We start from the raw sequence: 16893 nt of genomic DNA, 5'->3' as shown, positions 1-16893 counted from the left end.
TTCCGTCGCCCGCTCGCTCTCCGCTCGCCCATCCGGCCTCCCCGTTCCCCTGGCCGCGCCCCCTCCGGGCCGCCGCACACCCTTCGCTCACGCGGAGGACCGCAGTCCGTCGGCCGTGGCCGGGCGCCCCGCCCCCGTGCCGTCCTCACCCGCCGGACGTCCGGGGAGACGCTCCTGCCCGGCCCCGGGTTGCCGCGTCTTCCGGGACCGGTGGCGCGACCAGCAGCCGAACCCGATCCGTGCCCCGTAGTGCAGCAGATTGACGGTCACCACGGCCGGGGCGACGATCCCGACGGTCTTCGGGAAGTCGCGTTCCAGGGTCAGGGCCAGCAACACGGCCGTGAGACCGTTCTGCTGGCCGATCCCCAGCAGGAACCGGTCCCTCCGGGACAGCCCGCGGACGAACAGCGGCATCAGCAGCATGGCCACCACGGCCTGCGCCCCGAACGCGGAGGCGCCGAGCAGCAGACCCGGCGCCGGCGACACCCCCTGGGCCACGAACAGGCCCAGCAGGGCGGTGGCGAGCAGGAAGGCGCTGGTGACCGCCCGCGCGAGAGGGCGGGTGAACGCCTTCGCGCGCAGGAACAGTCCGGCGACGGCCACGGCGAGCATCAGGGTGTGCAGCGCGGCGAGCACGAGCATGGCGACGACCAGGAGCACGGCGAGCGGTGTCGCCGGCCCGCGAAGCCTCCACGGCTCCGTGAACGCCCCCGCATCTCCCGGCTCTTCGGTCCCCCCGGCGTCCCGCCGGGCGGGCCACAGCCTGCCGCCCGCCCACCACAGCAGCAGGGCACCGGCCAGCAGCAGCGCGTTGAGCGCCAGCCCGAGGAGGTAGCCGCGGGCACCGCCGCCCACCACCGAGGGCGTACCCGCGTTCCCGGCCGCCGTGTAGGCGTAGCCGGCGACGTACAGCGTCAGCAGCACCGTCATCGGGTCGTCGAAGGACGCCCACGCCGTGAGCAGGGACCGGGCCCGCTGCGACATGTGGCCGTCCTCGCTGAGGGCGGCCACCGACAGCGGATCGATCTGCGCCACGACGATGCCGAGGATCAGGTACTCCGGGCGGTCGAAGGCCAGCACCATGACGCCCGCGATCAGGCCGGCCTTGACGAGGACGCCCAGGGTGACGGCCACCACCACACCGCGCAGATCACGGCGCAGGTCCGCGAGGTCGATGCCGTACGTGCTGCCGTACAGGCCCACGGCGAGCAGCAGTCCGGTGGCGAAGACGTATCCGCCGGTGCCGACCAGGCGCGACGGGTCCGCCGCCAGGCCGGTCACCGTCCCGATGACCAGAGCGCCGAGCGCGCCGAGCAGCACGGCGGGGACCGCGGCCGGCAGCTTCGGCCGCCGGGCGCGGTCGCGTCGGGACCTCTCCACTGGCTCCCCCCATCCCCCGGTGTTCCGCCGCGAGCGTAGCCGGGCCACTGGCACCGCGTGCGCCTTCTGGTACGGATGTGCAACCGCGAGAGCAATCAAGCCTAGGCGCCACCACTCGAACGGGTAACGCCATTGCCAGCCGTTCTCCCGCTGCCCGCGGTGGCCCCATGCCCGGTGTCCCTCCGTGACGAGGACGTCCCTTGCACGATGCCCGGTGGCGGCTGCCGCTGAACGCTCTTCACCCCTGGGGAGGATCCACACCGCCCGGCCGGTGCGCCCCGTGTCCGCCCCGCGCCTCGGCGAGGCCCCGCAAGACAGGGCTGCCGGCGAGCCGTGCGCCCCCGCACCGGCCGGACAACGGCGTGAACGAGCGGACGGCGGCGCACGCGCTGGTACACCGGCGTCCGGTCCCGGACATGGCGTGGTCGAGGACGTCACCCACCCGTTCGCCGCGTTCGCCCCTACCTCCTCGACGACGCCTCCTGGCCGGTCAGCCGGACACGGTGTCGGCCCAGCCGGACACGGCGTCGACGAGGCGTGCCAGGGCGCCGGCGAGCCGCTCAAGACCGGGCCCGGCGGGGCCGCCCGGTTCGGTCATGTAGGTGTCCCGGCGGATCTCCACCATGAGCGCCTCGACCCGCGGGTCGGTGCCGTAGAACTCCAGCGGAACGTAGGCGCCGCTGAACGGGCTGTCGAGCTCCGTCTCCCCGAACGCCGTCCGCGCGGCGTGCAGCAGCCCGTCGGTGGTGTGGAAGGAGTCGGTGCCGAGACACACCGGCGGCCGGGGCCCCTCGCCGTGCAGCTCGTACGGCAGCCGGGCGCTGGGGTACGAGTGCACGTCGATGATCACCGCCCGCCCGGTGGCCGCCAGGCGTTCCTCCACCGCCCGTGTCATCGCCCGCGCGTACGGCAGGAAGTACCGCTCGACGAGCGGCCCGGCCTCGACGTGCCCGGGCCGCAGCACGTCGCCGTGCGTGGTCCGTGTGTACACCGCCCCCATGCCGACGGCCCGCATCTCCTCCCGCTCGTCCGGGAACCGCTCGGGGTCGACGACCAGCCGCGACAGCCGGTTGACGAACCGCCACGGCGTGACTCCGGCCAGGCCCGCCGCCACCTCGGCGATCTCCGCCGTGTGCGCGTCGGTGATGTGGTCCAGCTCCCGGGCGAGTTCCTCGTCGTCGAGCACGATGTCCGCCCGTACGGACGGCGGCACCTCCCGCGCCCCGTGCGGAACGTGCAGGATGACGGGGGAGCACTCGGCGCCGGGCAGGACGTCGAAGGACTGCGGGGCGTCGGTCATGCGGCGGCTCCACGGGACGGTGTCAGAAGTTTCCTTCGGGGCCTCAGCTTGTCCGAAGACGACCCCGCCCCGGCCGGACATCATGCCGGTCGGGGCGGAGTCGCATGCCGTCGGGCGATCAGCCCGGGGCCGGTGACGTCAGCTCAGGGACGCCAGGACGCCGTTCCAGGTCGCGGACGGGCGCATGGCCTCCGCCGCCTTCGCCGGGTCGGGCTGGTAGTAGCCGCCGATGTCGGTCGGCTTGCCCTGCGCGCCGATCAGCTCGTCGACGATCTTCTGCTCGTTGGCGGCGAGCGTCTCGGCGAGCGGGGCGAAGGCCTTCGCCAGCTCCGCGTCGTCGGTCTGCCGGGCCAGCTCCTGTGCCCAGTACAGGGACAGGTAGAAGTGGCTGCCGCGGTTGTCGATGCCGCCGACGCGCCGGGTCGGGGACTTGTCCTCGTTGAGGAAGGTCGCCGTGGCGCGGTCGAGGGCGTCGGCCAGGACCTGGGCCCGGGCGTTGCCCGTCACCTTGGCGTACTGCTCGAGGGACGGCACCAGGGCGAAGAACTCACCCAGGGAGTCCCAGCGCAGGTAGTTCTCCTTGACCAGCTGCTGCACGTGCTTCGGCGCCGAGCCGCCCGCACCGGTCTCGAAGAGGCCGCCGCCCGCCATCAGCGGGACCACCGACAGCATCTTGGCGCTGGTGCCCAGCTCCAGGATCGGGAACAGGTCGGTCAGGTAGTCACGGAGCACGTTGCCGGTGACCGAGATGGTGTTCTCACCGCGGCGGATGCGCTCCACCGACAGCTTCGTGGCCTCGACCGGGTTGAGGATCCGGATGTCCAGGCCCTCGGTGTCGTGCTCGGCGAGGTACGTGTTGACCTTGGCGATCAGGTTGGCGTCGTGCGCGCGGGTCTCGTCCAGCCAGAACACCGCCGGGTCGCCGGTGGCGCGGGCGCGGGTGACGGCCAGCTTCACCCAGTCCTTGATCGGGGCGTCCTTGGTCTGGCAGGCGCGGAAGATGTCACCGGCCGAGACGGTCTGCTCGATGACGGCGGTGCCGTTCTGGTCGACCAGGCGGACCGTGCCCGTGGTGGCGATCTCGAAGGTCTTGTCGTGGCTGCCGTACTCCTCGGCCTTCTGCGCCATGAGGCCGACGTTCGGCACCGTGCCCATCGTGGACGGGTCGAAGGCGCCGTTGGCCTTGCAGTCCTCGATCACGGCCTGGTAGACGCCCGCGTAGGAGGAGTCCGGGATGACCGCGAGGGCGTCGTGCTCCTGCCCGTCCGGACCCCACATGTGGCCGGAGGTGCGGATCATGGCCGGCATGGAGGCGTCGATGATGACGTCCGACGGCACGTGCAGGTTGGTGATGCCCTTGTCGGAGTCGACCATCGCCAGCTCCGGGCCCTCGGCGAGCTCGGCGTCGAAGGAGGCCTTGATCTCGGCACCCTCCGGCAGGGCGTCCAGGCCCTTCCAGATGCCGCCCAGACCGTCGTTCGGGGTGAGGCCGGCCGCGGCGAGCTTGTCGCCGAAACGCGCGAACGTCTTCGGGAAGAAGGCGCGCACCACGTGGCCGAAGACGATCGGGTCGGAGACCTTCATCATCGTGGCCTTCAGGTGCACGGAGAACAGCACATCCTCCGCCTTGGCCCTGGCGACCTGCGCGGTCAGGAACTCGCGCAGCGCGCCGACGCGCATCACGGAGGCGTCGACGACCTCGCCCTTCTGGACGGGTACGGACTCGCGCAGCACGGTGGTGGAGCCGTCGTCGCCCTTGAGCTCGATGCGGAGCGCGCCGTCCTCGGCGATCACCACGGACTTCTCCGTGGAGCGGAAGTCGTCCACGCCCATGGTCGCCACGTCCGTCTTGGACTCGGCGGTCCAGGCGCCCATGCGGTGCGGGTGGGACTTGGCGTAGTTCTTGACCGAGGCGGGGGCGCGGCGGTCCGAGTTGCCCTCACGCAGGACCGGGTTCACGGCGGAGCCCTTGACCTTGTCGTAGCGGGCGCGGATCTCGCGCTCCTCGTCGGTCTTCGGGTCGTCCGGGTAGTCCGGCAGGGCGTAGCCCTGGCCCTGCAGCTCGGCGATCGCGGCCTTGAGCTGCGGGATGGACGCCGAGATGTTCGGCAGCTTGATGATGTTGGCGGCGGGCGTCTTGGCCAGCTCGCCGAGCTCCGCGAGGGAGTCCGGGATGCGCTGGTCCTCGCTCAGGTACTCCGGGAACACGGCGATGATGCGCCCGGCCAGCGAGATGTCGCGGGTCTCGACGGCGACACCCGCCTGCGAGGCGTACGCCTGGACCACCGGCAGGAAGGAATACGTTGCCAGGGCCGGGGCCTCGTCAGTGTGCGTATAGATGATGGTCGAGTCAGTCACCGGGTGCTCCGCTCCACGTCTGCAACATTGCTCGACATCAAGATATCTCGTGATCGACCTCGTCTCGACAGGGGTCCGTGACCGATTTCGGGCAACCGGCCACCCCACGGTGAACGGGCGACTGCGGTGCGTCGCCGACGGCCTACGGCAGGGTCGCGCCGGTCACCGTCGGCGACGTCCGCACGGCGGAGCGCCTCAGGACCTCTCAGTCGAAGCGCGCCGCGGTGATCTCGCCCGGCTCGATCTCGCCGGTCCGCTGCTGCGGGATGACGGCCGCGCCCTGCTGGAGCGCCACCGTCCGGGCCGGGGCGGGGATGCGGATGCCCTCGGCGCGGTAGCGCTTGTGCAGGCGCTTGATGAACTCGTGCTTGATCCGGTACTGGTCGCTGAACTCGCCGACGCCCAGGATCACGGTGAAGCCGATGCGGGAGTCGCCGAAGGTGTGGAACCGGATGATCGGCTCGTGGTCCGCCACGGCGCCCTCGACCTCGGCCATCGTTTCGGCGATGACCTCGTTGGTCACCCGCTCCACATGATCCAGGTCGCTGTCGTAGGCCACCCCGACCTGCACCAGGACGGTCAGCTGTTCCTCGGGGCGCATGAAATTGGTCATGTTCGTCTTCGCGAGCTGACCGTTGGGGATCACGACGAGGTTGTTGGACAGGTTGCGGATCGTCGTCTGCCGCCAGTTGATGTCCTCGACGTAGCCCTCCTCGTTGCTGCTCAGCCGGATGTAGTCACCGGGCTGGACGGTCTTGGAGGCGAGGATGTGGATGCCCGCGAAGAGGTTGGCGAGGGTGTCCTGCAGCGCCAGAGCCACCGCCAGACCGCCGACACCCAGGGCGGTGAGCAGCGGGGCTATGGAGATGCCCAGCGTCTGCAGCACCACCAGGAAGCCGATCGCCAGGACCAGGATCCGGGTGATGTTGACGAAGATCGTGGCCGAGCCGGCGACACCGGAACGCGACTGGGTCACCGTGCGCACCAGTCCGGTGACCACCCGTGCCACCGACACCGTCGCCACGAAGATGAGCAGCACCGTCAGCACCTGGTTGGTGTTGTGCTGCACCGTGCGGGTCAGCGGCAGCACCGCCGCCGCGCCCGCCACGCCGCCCACGATCGCGGCCCACGGCACCACGGCCCGCAGCGCGTGCACGATGACGTCGTCCCCCGTCCAGCGGGTGCGGTCGGCGTGCCCGCCCAGCCAGCGCAGCAGCATGCGCAGCGCGAAGGCCGCCAGCAGACCCGACCCCAGGGCGATCCCGGCGAAGACCAGGTCGTCCACGGTGAGCGCACGGTTCACCGCTCACCTCCGGGGCGCTGAACTGCGGCGAACACTGTCGCCTGCGGCCGGATATGAAGTCTCGTCACGTCGTCACCTGCTCGTCTTTCCGGGATGTTCCGTCGCGCCGGACCACCCTGACCCGCGGCCGGCACGGTCGTTCATCCTGCCGCATTCCGCACGGGGTTCCGTACCGGGGAACGGGCCGAACCGGGGCAGGAGGTGACGGAATCCCACCGCGGACCGCCCGGCGAACCCGGGTGCCTGCCGGGCGGTCAGATCACCTTCAGCCGCACCAGCGTCGCCAGCGTCACCGCGCCCGGCAGCAGCGGCAGCCACACCGTGACGACCCGGAAGGCCAGCACCACGGCGGTGGCCACCGCGGCCGGGCCGCCCGCCGCCACCAGTGCCATGACCAGTGCCGCCTCCACCGAGCCGAGCCCGCCCGGGGTGGGCACCAGCGCCACGGCGACCGTCGCCGCCAGGTAGGCCACCGCCATGTGCGCGGGCGGCACCGAGAGCCCCAACGCCTGCCCCACCAGGACCAGTACGGAGGCCTGCAGCGCGGGGAAGGCAAGTGAGCCGCCCCACAGGGCCAGGGCCCGGGCCGGGCGGGTGTGGACCGAACGGGCCTCGCCGAGCGCCGTCCGCAGGAAGGACACCAGGGCGGAGCGCACCCGCCGCACGAAAACCAGCACCGCGATCGCGACGACCAGCACCACGCCGGCGGCGGCCAGCAGCGGGCCGAACGCCGCGTCGGGCAGCAGCGTGCCGAGCCGCAGCGCGTCGGGGAACGCGACGAGCAGGGCGCCGAGCAGGGCCACCCGGCCGACGCTCTCCGCCAGCAGATACAGCGCGAGGGCGGCCGAGGAGCGGGCGAGCGGCAGTCCGCACACCGTCATGAACCGCAGGTTCACCGCGCTCGCGCCCAGCCCGGTCGGCAGCAGGTGGTTGGCCGCGCCCGCGGCGAACTGCGTCGCGAGCAGCCGCCGTCGGGGCAGCCGTTCGACCACCGCTCCCTGCCGGGTGCAGGCGGCGGCGACCCAGGTCAGACAGGTCGCGCCGACCGCGGCCAGCAGCCACGGCCACTCGGCGGTGCCCAAGTGCGCGAAACCCTCGGCGAGCACCGACCGGTGCTGTACCGCGACCACGGTCACGAGCAGGAGCGGAAGCAGGCACAGGATCTGACGCAGGCGGCGGACCGGGACGCGACGGGGGAGTCGTCCCGGGCGGAGTTCGGGGAGTTGTACCGCTGTCACGTCCGAAGAGGTTTCCCACGCCCCGCCAACGGCGGGTTGCGGAAGCGGGGACGGCGTCTTACGCGCGGGAAGCGGCTGTGAGGAGAGCGTCATAAGGGCCTTTGCGAGGGGAGCGGAGAGAGGGGGATCGGGCTGATTGTGCGGTATGCCGGGGAGATACGCGAACGTCTTGACCTCAAGATTGCTTGAGGTTCTACCTTTACTGCCATGAGCATGGAAACCACAGCGTGGACACAACTGCACAGCGTCATGAACGCCGAGCAGGAGCGCCGCCCCTTCGCCCGCACCACCCTGCGCCGCATCGGCGTGTTCGCCCGACCGCACCGGCGCCGCATCGCCCTCTTCGTCCTGCTCGGCGTGGGGACCGCCCTGCTCGCCGTGGCGACTCCCGTCCTGGCCGGGCGGGTCGTGAACGTGATCGTCGCGGACGGCGACGAGCACACCGTCGTACGCCTGGCCGTGCTCATCGCACTGATCGCGGTGGCGGAGGCGGCACTCGGCATCCTCGGCCGGCGCCTGTCGGCGACGCTCGGGGAGCACCTCATCCTCGACCTGCGCACCGCCGTCTTCGACCATGTCCAGCGCATGCCGGTGGCGTTCTTCACACGCACCCGTACGGGAGCCCTCGTCTCCCGTCTCAACAACGACGTCATCGGCGCCCAGCGCGCGTTCAGCAACACCCTCTCCGGGGTGGTCAGCAACCTCGTCACGCTGCTGCTCACGCTCGCCGTAATGCTCACCCTGTCCTGGCAGATCACCCTGCTGGCGCTGGTGCTGCTGCCGGTGTTCGTGATCCCGGCCCGGCGCATGGGCAGCCGGATGGCCCGCATGCAGCGGGAGGCGGCGACGCTGAACGCCGCGATGGGCACCCGCATGACCGAGCGCTTCTCCGCACCCGGCGCCACCCTCGTCAAGCTCTTCGGACGCCCGGAGGAGGAGTCGGCGGAGTTCGCGCAACGCGCCCGCCGGGTCGCGGACATCGGCGTCCGCACGGCCACCGCGCAGGCGGCCTTCATCACCGCCCTCACCCTCGTCTCCGCCCTCGCCCTGGCCCTGGTCTACGGCCTCGGCGGCTATCTCGCCCTGCGCGGCACGCTCGACGCGGGCGCGGTCGTGTCCCTGGCGCTGCTCCTCACCCGGCTGTACGCGCCGCTGACCGCGCTGGCCGGTGCCCGCGTCGAGGTGATGAGCGCCCTGGTCAGCTTCGAGCGGGTCTTCGAGGTGCTGGACCTCCGGCCGCTCATCGAGGAGAAGCCGGACGCCCGCCCGGTGCCCGACGGTCCCGTCGCGGTCGAGTTCGACGACGTCCGCTTCGGCTACCCCGCCGCCGACAAGGTCTCGCTGGCCTCCCTGGAAGAGGTCGCCTCCCTGGACAGGCGCGGCGGCGACGAGGTCCTGCACGGCATCTCCTTCCGCGCCGAACCGGGCCGGACCGTGGCGCTCGTCGGCTCCTCCGGCGCGGGCAAGTCCACCGTCGCGCAACTGCTGCCGCGCCTCTACGACACCGACGGGGGCACCGTGCGCGTCGGCGGCGTCGACGTCCGCGACCTCAGCGCCCAGTCCCTGCGGGAGACCCTCGGCATGGTCACCCAGGACGGGCACCTCTTCCACGACACCGTCCGCGCCAACCTCCTCCTGGCCCGCCCCACCGCCACGGAGACCGACCTGTGGGACGCCCTGCGCCGGGCCCGGCTCGACGACCTCGTACGTTCCCTGCCCGACGGCCTCGACACCGTGGTCGGTGAACGCGGCTACCGGCTCTCCGGCGGCGAACGCCAGCGCATGACCATCGCACGGCTGCTGCTGGCCCGGCAGCGCGTCGTCATCCTCGACGAGGCCACCGCCCACCTGGACAACACCTCCGAGGCCGCCGTCCAGGAAGCACTCTCCGAAGCCCTCGAAGGCAGGACCGCGGTCGTGATCGCCCACCGGCTCTCCACCGTCCGGACGGCGGACCAGATCCTGGTCGTCGAGGCCGGCCGGATCGTGGAACGCGGCACGCACGAGGAACTGCTCGCGGCGGGAGCGCGGTACGCGGAGCTGTACCGGACCCAGTTCGGCGGGACGGAGAGTTCTCTCGCGGAAAGCGTGTGAACGGTTCCGGGCGCGCATCCGTACCTCTTCCGAGTACCCCTGCCTGCCCGCCAGGGCAGAACAGACCGCACGCGGAGAGGCGACGTGTCCCAGCAGCAACCGCACGCACGATCCACCGACCGGACCCCCTCGCACACCCACCGGATGCGCGTGGCGGCACCGGCCGCCGCGCTGGCCGTGCTAACCCTGGTCACCTCCTGCGGCGGCGGTGGCGACGACGAGCCGGCCGGCGGCGGCAAGGCGGCGACACCGAGCAAAGCCGCCGCCGCTCCCGCCGCCGGCGTCGTCGCCCCGGCGAAGGTGGAGGTGATCGCCGGACTGGCCGGCTGCAAGGTGAAGATCCGCACCGAGGCCGACGAACTGCGCGAGGGCGTGTGCCACACCGAGAAGGGCGACTTCCTCATCACCACCTTCCCCGAGGAGAAACTCAAGGAGACCTGGCTGGAGTCGGCCCGCGTGTACGGGGGCAAGTACCTCGTCGGCATGCGCTGGGTGGTCAGCGCCAAGCCGAAGATGCTCGAGCCCCTCCGGGCGAAACTCGGCGGCACCGTCCGGGAGCTGAGCGGCATCGGCCCCACCGCGGGCGGCTCCTGACCTCACGGTCGTCCGAGACGGCGGACGAGACCGGCGACCTGCGCGTCCTGCCGGGCGAGGAAGGACTCGAAGGCGCGGCCGGTGGCGAACACGTCGGTCCAGCCGTGCCGTCGGAGCTCCTCCTGCCACCGGCGGGAGGCGTGCAGCTCGGTCAGCGCCTCGACCCAGCGCCGCCGGTCGCTGTCGCTGATGCCGGGCGGGGCCACGATGCCCCGCCAGTTGTCGAAGACCAGGTCGATCCCGGAGGACTTCAGCGTCGGGACGCCCGGCAGGACACCCACCGGCCGTTCACCGGTGACGGCGAGGACCCGCACCCGGCCGCCGCGCCGCTGGTCGAGGAACTCGCCGAACCCGCTGGTGGCGACGTCGACCCGGCCCTCCAGCAGTGCGGGCAGCAGATCACCGCCCCCGCCGTCGTACGGCACGTAGCGGACCTTCCTCGGGTCGATGCCCACCGCCTGCGCCAGCTCCATCGGCAGGAGATGGTCGGGCCCGCCGACGGAGGAACCACCGCCCACCCTGAGCCGGCCGGGGTCCTCGCGCCAGGCGTCCACCAGAGCGCCGATCGTCCGGTACGGCGAGTCCGCGCGCACCACGACCGCGCCGGCCTCCTCGATCAGGCGGGCGATCGGGGTGGTCTTGGTGACGGTCACCCGTGACCCGGCCGCGTGCGAGGCGCCCACCACGCCCAGCCCCATCTGCAGCGCGAGATCGCCGTTGCCCTTCTCGTCGGCGAGGCGCTGCAGCCCCACCGTGCCCCCGGCCCCCGGCAGGTTGAACACCTGCACGTCGGAGGCGATGCCGCTCTCCTCCATCACCCTGGCCGCGGTGCGGGCCGTGGTGTCGTAGCCCCCGCCGGGAGTGTTCGGCACCATGAGCCGCAGATCCCGTGCCGGCCCGTCGCCCGGCCACCCCCCGCATCCGCAGGCCACCAGCAGGACCAGGGCGGCGAAGGCGCCGCGCAGAGCGCGTGCGGGACGTCTCATGCCACCTCACTTCCGGTTTTCCCTGGCCGGGGTCATGATTGTGCGACTCGGCACATGAGCCGCCCCACTTGTGTCAGCAGTAAAGATTGAGTTCGTTGTGGTCGCCACCTTCCGTCGCCATTCGCTCGCGGGCGAGATGCTGGTGCTCCAGCTCGCCATCGTCGTGGTGGTGCTGCTGGCGGTCGCCGCGGTCTCGCTCGCCCAGTCGCAGGCCACCTTCAACCGCGTCGAAGGACGCCGGGTGAGCGCACTGGCCGAACAGCTGGCCGCGAACCCGCTGATACGCAGCCAGCTGGTGCGCCCCGCCCCCGGGGAGACGCTCGCCCCGCTGGTGCACGCCACACAGGCGCAGTCCGGAGTGACCTCGGTGACGGTGGCCGACGCCGCCGGCCGGATCGTCAGCTCCACCAATCCCACGGTGGTCGGCGAGCGGCTGCCCCCGCGGCGGGGCGCCCTCCCGGGGCGCGGCTGGTCCGGGCAGCTGACCCTGGACGGCAACCGCGAGCTGGCCGCCCAGGTCCCCGTCCTCGGTGCGACGGAGGAGAACCTAGGCCGGATCCTCGGCACGGTGATGATCGGTGAGGCCGATCCGACGGTGTGGCAGCGCCTCAGCGGCGCCTCCTCGTACCTGCTCGCCTATCTGGGCATCGCCAGCGGACTCGGCGTGGCGGGCTCCTGGCTGCTCGCCCGGCGGGTGAAGCGGCAGACCCTCGGGCTGGAGCCACGGGAGATCGCCGGACTCGCCGAGCACCGGGAGGCGATGCTGTACGGGATCGCCGAGGGCGTGGTCGCCCTGGACCCGCAGCAACGGCTCACCCTCGTCAACGACATGGGCCGCCGCCTGCTCGACCTGCCCGAGGACTGCGTCGGCCAGAGCCTGGACGGCCTGGGCATCGAAGGACGGCTGCGGGACGTGCTGGCCGGCACCACCGCCGCCGGTGAGCCGGACGAGGTCGTCGTCCGCCACGGCCGGGTCCTGGTGATGAACCGGATGACCGTCACCAAGGACGGCCGGCTCCTCGGCTCCGTCACCACCCTGCGCGACCGCACCGAACTGGCCCGGCTGGAACGAGAGATCGGGTCCTTCCGCAGCTCCTCGGAGCTGCTGCGGGCACAGGCCCACGAGTTCGCCAACCAGTTGCACACCATCTCGGGGCTGATCCAGATCGGCGAGCAGGACGAAGTCGTGCGCTACATCCGCGCGCTGAACCAGCGACGCCAGTCGCTCGACGTCACCCTCAGCCGCCGTGTCCGGGACACCGCCGTGGCGGCGCTGCTGATGGCCAAGGCGTCCCTCGCGGCCGAACGGAAGGTCCGCCTGCGCATCTCGGACGACACCGCGCTGGAGCGGCTGGCCCCGGAGGACGCCGCCGACGTGGCGACCGTGGTGGGCAACCTCGTGGACAACGCCGTCGACGCCGCCGCCCCGGACGGGGAGCGGTGGGTCGAGGTGGCGCTGCGGCAGGACGCCTCCAGCGTGGAGATCGTGGTCCGCGACTCCGGGCCGGGTGTGGCCCCCGAACTGGCCCGCGAGGTGTTCTCGCACGGCTTCACCACCAAGGCCGCGCGTGAGGGAGAGCGGGGCATCGGACTGGCCCTGACCAAGCTGGTCTGCGAACGGCACGGGGGTGAGATCTCGGTGGCCAACACCCCCGACGGGGCCGTGTTCACCGCACGCCTGACCGTCGGCCGGCTCACCGACGCACTGGCGGAAGGAGTGGCCCCATGACCACCGGAACACGCGACAGGGTGCACGGAACCGCGGACGGCATCGACGTCCTCGTCGTCGACGACGACTTCATGGTCGCCCGGGTCCACCGCACGTTCGTCGAACGCGTCGAGCCGTTCCGCGTCGTCGGCACGGCCCACACCGGCGGCCAGGCGATCGAGGCCGTGGGCGCGCTGCGCCCCGACCTCGTCCTGCTCGACCTGTATCTCCCCGACATCTTCGGCCTCGACGTCATCCCCCGGCTGCGCACCGCCGGCCCCGACTGCGACGTCATGGTCATCAGCGCCGCGCAGGAGGCCGACACGGTACGCGGCGCCGTCCGCCGCGGCGTGGTCGACTACCTCCTCAAACCCTTCGACTTCGAGGACCTGCGCCCCCGCCTGGAGCGCTACGCCGCCCAGCGGGGCCGGCTGCTCACGGCCGTCGTACGGGGCCAGGCGGACGTGGACCGTGTCCTGGCCGGAGCGATCGTCCCCGCACCGGCCCCCACTCTGCCCAAGGGGATGAGCGTGGAGACCGCGGAACTGGTCGAACGGGCCCTGCGCGCGGCGGAGGGCACCCTGTCAGCCACCGAGTGCGCGGCGCTGACGGGCGTCTCCCGCGTGAGCGCCCGCCGCTACCTGGAGCACTTCCACACCGTCGGCCGCGCGGAGGTGTCCCTGCGCTACGGCGTGGCCGGGCGTCCGGAACGGCGCTACGTCTGGCGGGCCTGACCCGGAAGCCGCCTTACGGAGGGTCGCCACCCGACGGAGGGGCCGGCGCCGGCAGGGGTGAGGGCGCGGGGGTCGGGGCGGAGACCGTCGCGGCGGCACCGCCCCGGCCCCGCGGCGCCGAGGCGCCCGGTTTCCCGGGCGCCTCCTCAGCGACCTTCACGGTGTAGACGCCCGGGCTGTGATCACGCCACTGCCCGACGTCCGGCTCGAGCGCGGTCGCGGCGGCGAGCGGAAGCACCACCGCGCCGGTGAGCGCCAGGACCCATCCGAGGACGGGGCTCAGGAAGGCGCCGGCTGTCCGCTGGTACTGGTCGTGGTAGGCCAACTGTCGTCCCGGTGCTGTGACATGACGTCATGTGTCGCCCCCGTGGGACTCACTGTCGCAGCTGCCACGACGCATTTGAAGTTTGAAACTTAAAGTCTCCTCCTCGCGCACAGAAGTTTCACGGCGCCCGCCTGGAGAACCTCTTGGTTTGCTCAAGGGGAGATTGACATCGCAAGGGCGGAGGGCATGGTACGGGCACCCGGGCACCCGGCCCGGTGGAAGGGGGGGACGTGATGGTGACTGCTCTGGTCGTGCTGGCCGTTGCCGTGCCGGGGGTGGTTGTGCTCTGTGCTTGGCTCATGCGTCGCGCCTGGCGGCGCGCCTGGGACGATCTGGGCTGGCAGGCGTCCGAGTACGGCTGGGAGCCGGGACACGGGGTACGGCCGGCGAGCAGCGGCGCCGTGGTGGCAGGAGGCGTCGGCACCTACTCCAGCGATTCGTCCTGGTACGCCGCGAGTGACGCCTGCGACAGCTCGCCGTCCGGTTCTTCCTGCGGCGGCTCGTCCTCCTGCTCCGGCGGCAGCTCTTCGTCCTGCGGCAGTTCTTCGTCCTGCGGTAGCTCTTCGTCCTGTGGTAGCTCGTCGTCCTGCGGCAGCTCCTGTTGACGGCCGGGTGTTCGGACGTGTGACGGGAGCCCGACGGCCCCGGCGTCGGTGCGCCGGGGCCAGGGGCGGTGCCGTGGGCCCGGGGGCCACGCCACTCACGCGCCATGGATCTCCAAGGCGGCCCGCACGGCGGACTCCACGGCTCCCTCGATCCACGCCGGCTTGACGGACGTGTGGTCCCCCGCGAAGTGCAACGGACCCTCGGGCGCCGGAATGGCGGACAGCAACTCGGTGTGCTGACCGGGCAGGAGCACGGACGCCTCACCGTAGGCGTAGGGATCGCGCAGCCAGCTCTGCGTGCGGCCGGCGCCGGTGTAGAAGACCTCGACGCGCTGTCCGTAGACCTGCTGCAGGCCGCACAGGGCGTGCGGGTAGCGAGCCTCGTCGTCCAGGGAGTCCCAGCGCAGCGCGTCGTCCGCCCAGCTGTAGGAGGCCAGGACGACACCCCCCGGGCTGCCCGGAACCGGGTGGGAGGGGTGGAACATGAACCGGTTGGCGTTGTCCGACACCGAGCCGCCCCCCACGACGTCGACCGCCTCCGGCTGCTCGCGGGTGACCGCGCGGTTGGCGGCGTAGTGGGTGCGCTGACCCGTCGTGATGTGCCCGGCGGGCACGGAGGGGTGAGCGCCGAGCAGGCTGCCGTCGGAGGCGGCGCGGCCGGTGCGGTAGGCCTCGTACAGGCCCGGGTCGACGGCGTTCAGCTCGCGCTTCCAGTCGGCCTCGTCGAACTCCCACCAGCGGCGGCTGAATTCCAGCAGCACCTTGGTCGCGCTGTCGTAGTGCAGCTCGCAGACCGCGCGGCGCTTGCCGTACGACAGGGGCGGGGCGATCTGTACGTGGCGCAGTCCGGAGAACGGCACCGTGACCACGGCGACGTCCGCCGTGAACTGTTCGCGCACGACGGGACCGTCGCGTCCCTCGGACACGGTGTCCACCCATACGTGCGGGCCCTTGCTCCGGACGTGTCCGCCGTCCGGCGACGGACGGTCGGGGTGGTGGTAGGCGATCCGCGTGACACGCCGGTCGAACCGCACGTCCTTGCGTACGCGTTCGAGAAGGGCGTCCGGCAGTACGGCCGTGCCGCCCTCCAGCTCGTAGAAGGGCGTGTCCGGACTGATGAGGGAGGAGCCGATGAAGCTGTGGATGAAGGACAGCGGAAGGCGTGAGGTGAGGTTCTCGAGGGTGCCGATCAGGTCGATGGTCCGCTCGTCGAGACCCGCGTGCTCGGTCAGGAAGCGGAACATCGACCAGTCACCGAACCGCTGCACCACACGCGCCCAGCCCCGCAACCGCTCGGGGAGCGGCTTGCCGACCCGCTTGCCGTCTTTGCCGACGTAGCTGAACTCGTCGCGCACCGGGTCCAGCGCGGAGCGCAGGATGGTGGCGGCGGGGGTGTCCCAGTGGGCCTTGGGGACACCGAAGGAGCGGTTCACGCGCCGGGGCGCGCGGGCGTAGTCGGCGCGCCGCACACGGATCCCGTTGACGTGGATCCAGGTGCGGGCGGCGGGACGCCCTTCGGCGTCGACGTCGACATAGTGGAAGCGCCGCTTCTTCAGGCCGAACTGGTCGATCAGCTCCATCACCAGGGGATGGCTGGCAGGGATGCGCATCGCGCCGGCCTCGGCGTACTGGCGGGGATCGGCGAAGGGCTGGTCGGCGTGTTCGTGCCCGCCCTTGCGGAAGGTCTTGATGCGTCCGCCCGCGCGGTTGCCGTTGGCCTCCAGCACCGTCACACGGTGCCCTGCCTCCCTCAGCAGCCAGGCAGCCACGAGACCGGCCGGACCGGCGCCGATGACCAGGACGTTCTTGGGACGTGTCCGCCGCTGGGCCGGCAGCCCCTTGTGGAGGACGCGCTGGTAACGCGGGACGAGGGGGCGGTCGTCGGAGTCCAGTACGAGCAGTGCGCGAGCGACGGCGAGGCACCGTTCGAAGTCGGCGCCACGACGCTCGCCCGGCGCGGCGGGAGCGGCCGGTGCGGCCACTGGGGCCGCTGCGGGGAGAGCCGCGGAGGTACCGCCGGTGAGGGCCGTCGCCACTGTGGCCGTGCCGGCCGCCGCCGCGAAGCCCCTCCGGGAGAGACCGCCGTCTGCGCGTACAACCGCGTGATCTTCAGTCATGCGGCTTTTGTACTGGCGGCCGCCACCAGGCACCCGCGCTTCGCACCGGCGTTGACTCGAAGGAGCGAAGACGCGACAAACCCTGACGTCACACACGTCCGTCCGGCATGGACGGCTCGGGGGACCCGAAGGGATGAATGCCGGGCGAACT

General features: G+C 71.9%; 13 protein-coding genes. 4 read left to right on the top strand and 9 right to left on the bottom strand.

The annotated features are described in order from the left end of the window. Nucleotides 1-87: 87 nt before the first annotated feature. From ABZ016_RS07605 to ABZ016_RS07585, 5 genes are all read right to left on the bottom strand, one after another. Entirely contained in the window at nucleotides 88-1380 is a 1293-nt protein-coding gene (locus tag ABZ016_RS07605; RefSeq protein ID WP_356915612.1) for a hypothetical protein, read from the bottom strand. A 490-nt stretch (nucleotides 1381-1870) separates the two neighbouring features. Further along, nucleotides 1871-2680 (bottom strand): N-formylglutamate amidohydrolase, encoded by an 810-nt coding sequence (locus tag ABZ016_RS07600; protein ID WP_356915611.1) that lies wholly within the window; start codon nucleotides 2678-2680, stop codon nucleotides 1871-1873. Nucleotides 2681-2818: 138 nt separating this feature from the next. Continuing rightward, nucleotides 2819-5038, bottom strand: coding sequence for an NADP-dependent isocitrate dehydrogenase (locus ABZ016_RS07595; RefSeq protein ID WP_356915610.1), 2220 nt, complete (start codon nucleotides 5036-5038; stop codon nucleotides 2819-2821). A 205-nt stretch (nucleotides 5039-5243) separates the two neighbouring features. Next, nucleotides 5244-6341 carry a mechanosensitive ion channel family protein gene (locus ABZ016_RS07590; RefSeq protein WP_356915609.1) on the bottom strand — a complete coding sequence of 366 codons (1098 nt, stop codon included), beginning with the start codon at nucleotides 6339-6341 and terminating at the stop codon, nucleotides 5244-5246. A 254-nt stretch (nucleotides 6342-6595) separates the two neighbouring features. Then, entirely contained in the window at nucleotides 6596-7495 is a 900-nt protein-coding gene (locus tag ABZ016_RS07585; protein ID WP_356915931.1) for a lysylphosphatidylglycerol synthase transmembrane domain-containing protein, read from the bottom strand. Between the two features lie 297 nt (nucleotides 7496-7792). Here ABZ016_RS07585 and ABZ016_RS07580 point away from each other — a divergent pair, with 297 nt between their 5' ends. Both ABZ016_RS07580 and ABZ016_RS07575 read left to right on the top strand, forming a co-directional pair. Beyond that, a complete protein-coding gene (locus tag ABZ016_RS07580) occupies nucleotides 7793-9673 on the top strand; it encodes an ABC transporter ATP-binding protein (RefSeq protein ID WP_356915930.1) in 1881 nt (626 codons plus the stop codon). Between the two features lie 84 nt (nucleotides 9674-9757). Continuing rightward, nucleotides 9758-10267, top strand: coding sequence for a hypothetical protein (locus tag ABZ016_RS07575; protein WP_356915608.1), 510 nt, complete (start codon nucleotides 9758-9760; stop codon nucleotides 10265-10267). Nucleotides 10268-10269: 2 nt separating this feature from the next. On the opposite strand, the gene ABZ016_RS07570 is transcribed toward ABZ016_RS07575, so the two are convergent. After that, nucleotides 10270-11253 carry a tripartite tricarboxylate transporter substrate binding protein gene (locus ABZ016_RS07570; RefSeq protein ID WP_356915607.1) on the bottom strand — a complete coding sequence of 328 codons (984 nt, stop codon included), beginning with the start codon at nucleotides 11251-11253 and terminating at the stop codon, nucleotides 10270-10272. A gap of 97 nt (nucleotides 11254-11350) precedes the next feature. On the opposite strand from ABZ016_RS07570, the gene ABZ016_RS07565 reads away from it, so the two are divergent. Both ABZ016_RS07565 and ABZ016_RS07560 read left to right on the top strand, forming a co-directional pair. Next, nucleotides 11351-12982 (top strand): ATP-binding protein, encoded by a 1632-nt coding sequence (locus ABZ016_RS07565; protein ID WP_356915606.1) that lies wholly within the window; start codon nucleotides 11351-11353, stop codon nucleotides 12980-12982. Beyond that, nucleotides 12979-13695, top strand: a complete 717-nt coding sequence (locus ABZ016_RS07560; protein WP_356915605.1) for a response regulator — start codon at nucleotides 12979-12981, stop codon at nucleotides 13693-13695. Before ABZ016_RS07565 ends, ABZ016_RS07560 begins: the two co-directional genes overlap by 4 nt. A gap of 13 nt (nucleotides 13696-13708) precedes the next feature. Here ABZ016_RS07560 and ABZ016_RS07555 read toward each other — a convergent pair whose 3' ends face one another. The 3 genes from ABZ016_RS07555 to ABZ016_RS07545 form a co-directional block, all read right to left on the bottom strand. After that, entirely contained in the window at nucleotides 13709-14020 is a 312-nt protein-coding gene (locus ABZ016_RS07555) for a hypothetical protein (protein ID WP_356915604.1), read from the bottom strand. A 424-nt stretch (nucleotides 14021-14444) separates the two neighbouring features. Continuing rightward, the gene (locus tag ABZ016_RS07550; RefSeq protein WP_356915603.1) at nucleotides 14445-14720 is read right to left on the bottom strand and encodes a hypothetical protein; all 276 of its coding nucleotides are present in this window, start codon (nucleotides 14718-14720) and stop codon (nucleotides 14445-14447) included. Next, on the bottom strand, nucleotides 14721-16742 hold the full coding sequence (locus tag ABZ016_RS07545; RefSeq protein WP_356915602.1) for an NAD(P)/FAD-dependent oxidoreductase: 2022 nt from the start codon (nucleotides 16740-16742) through the stop codon (nucleotides 14721-14723). It lies immediately after the preceding gene. Nucleotides 16743-16893 lie beyond the last annotated feature (151 nt).

Source organism: Streptomyces sp. NPDC006372, assembly GCF_040612515.1.
Taxonomy (GTDB): domain Bacteria; phylum Actinomycetota; class Actinomycetes; order Streptomycetales; family Streptomycetaceae; genus Streptomyces.
This window is presented reverse-complemented; position numbering and strand designations above follow the sequence as displayed.

Bases quoted from the DNA above. Each gene is read 5' to 3' on its own strand.
- ABZ016_RS07600 (WP_356915611.1), bottom strand. From the start codon at position 2,680: ATGACCGACGCCCCGCAGTCCTTCGACGTCCTGCCCGGCGCCGAGTGC.
- ABZ016_RS07580 (WP_356915930.1), top strand. From the start codon at position 7,793: ATGGAAACCACAGCGTGGACACAACTGCACAGCGTCATGAACGCCGAG.
- ABZ016_RS07570 (WP_356915607.1), bottom strand. From the start codon at position 11,253: ATGAGACGTCCCGCACGCGCTCTGCGCGGCGCCTTCGCCGCCCTGGTC.
- ABZ016_RS07560 (WP_356915605.1), top strand. From the start codon at position 12,979: ATGACCACCGGAACACGCGACAGGGTGCACGGAACCGCGGACGGCATC.
- ABZ016_RS07545 (WP_356915602.1), bottom strand. From the start codon at position 16,742: ATGACTGAAGATCACGCGGTTGTACGCGCAGACGGCGGTCTCTCCCGG.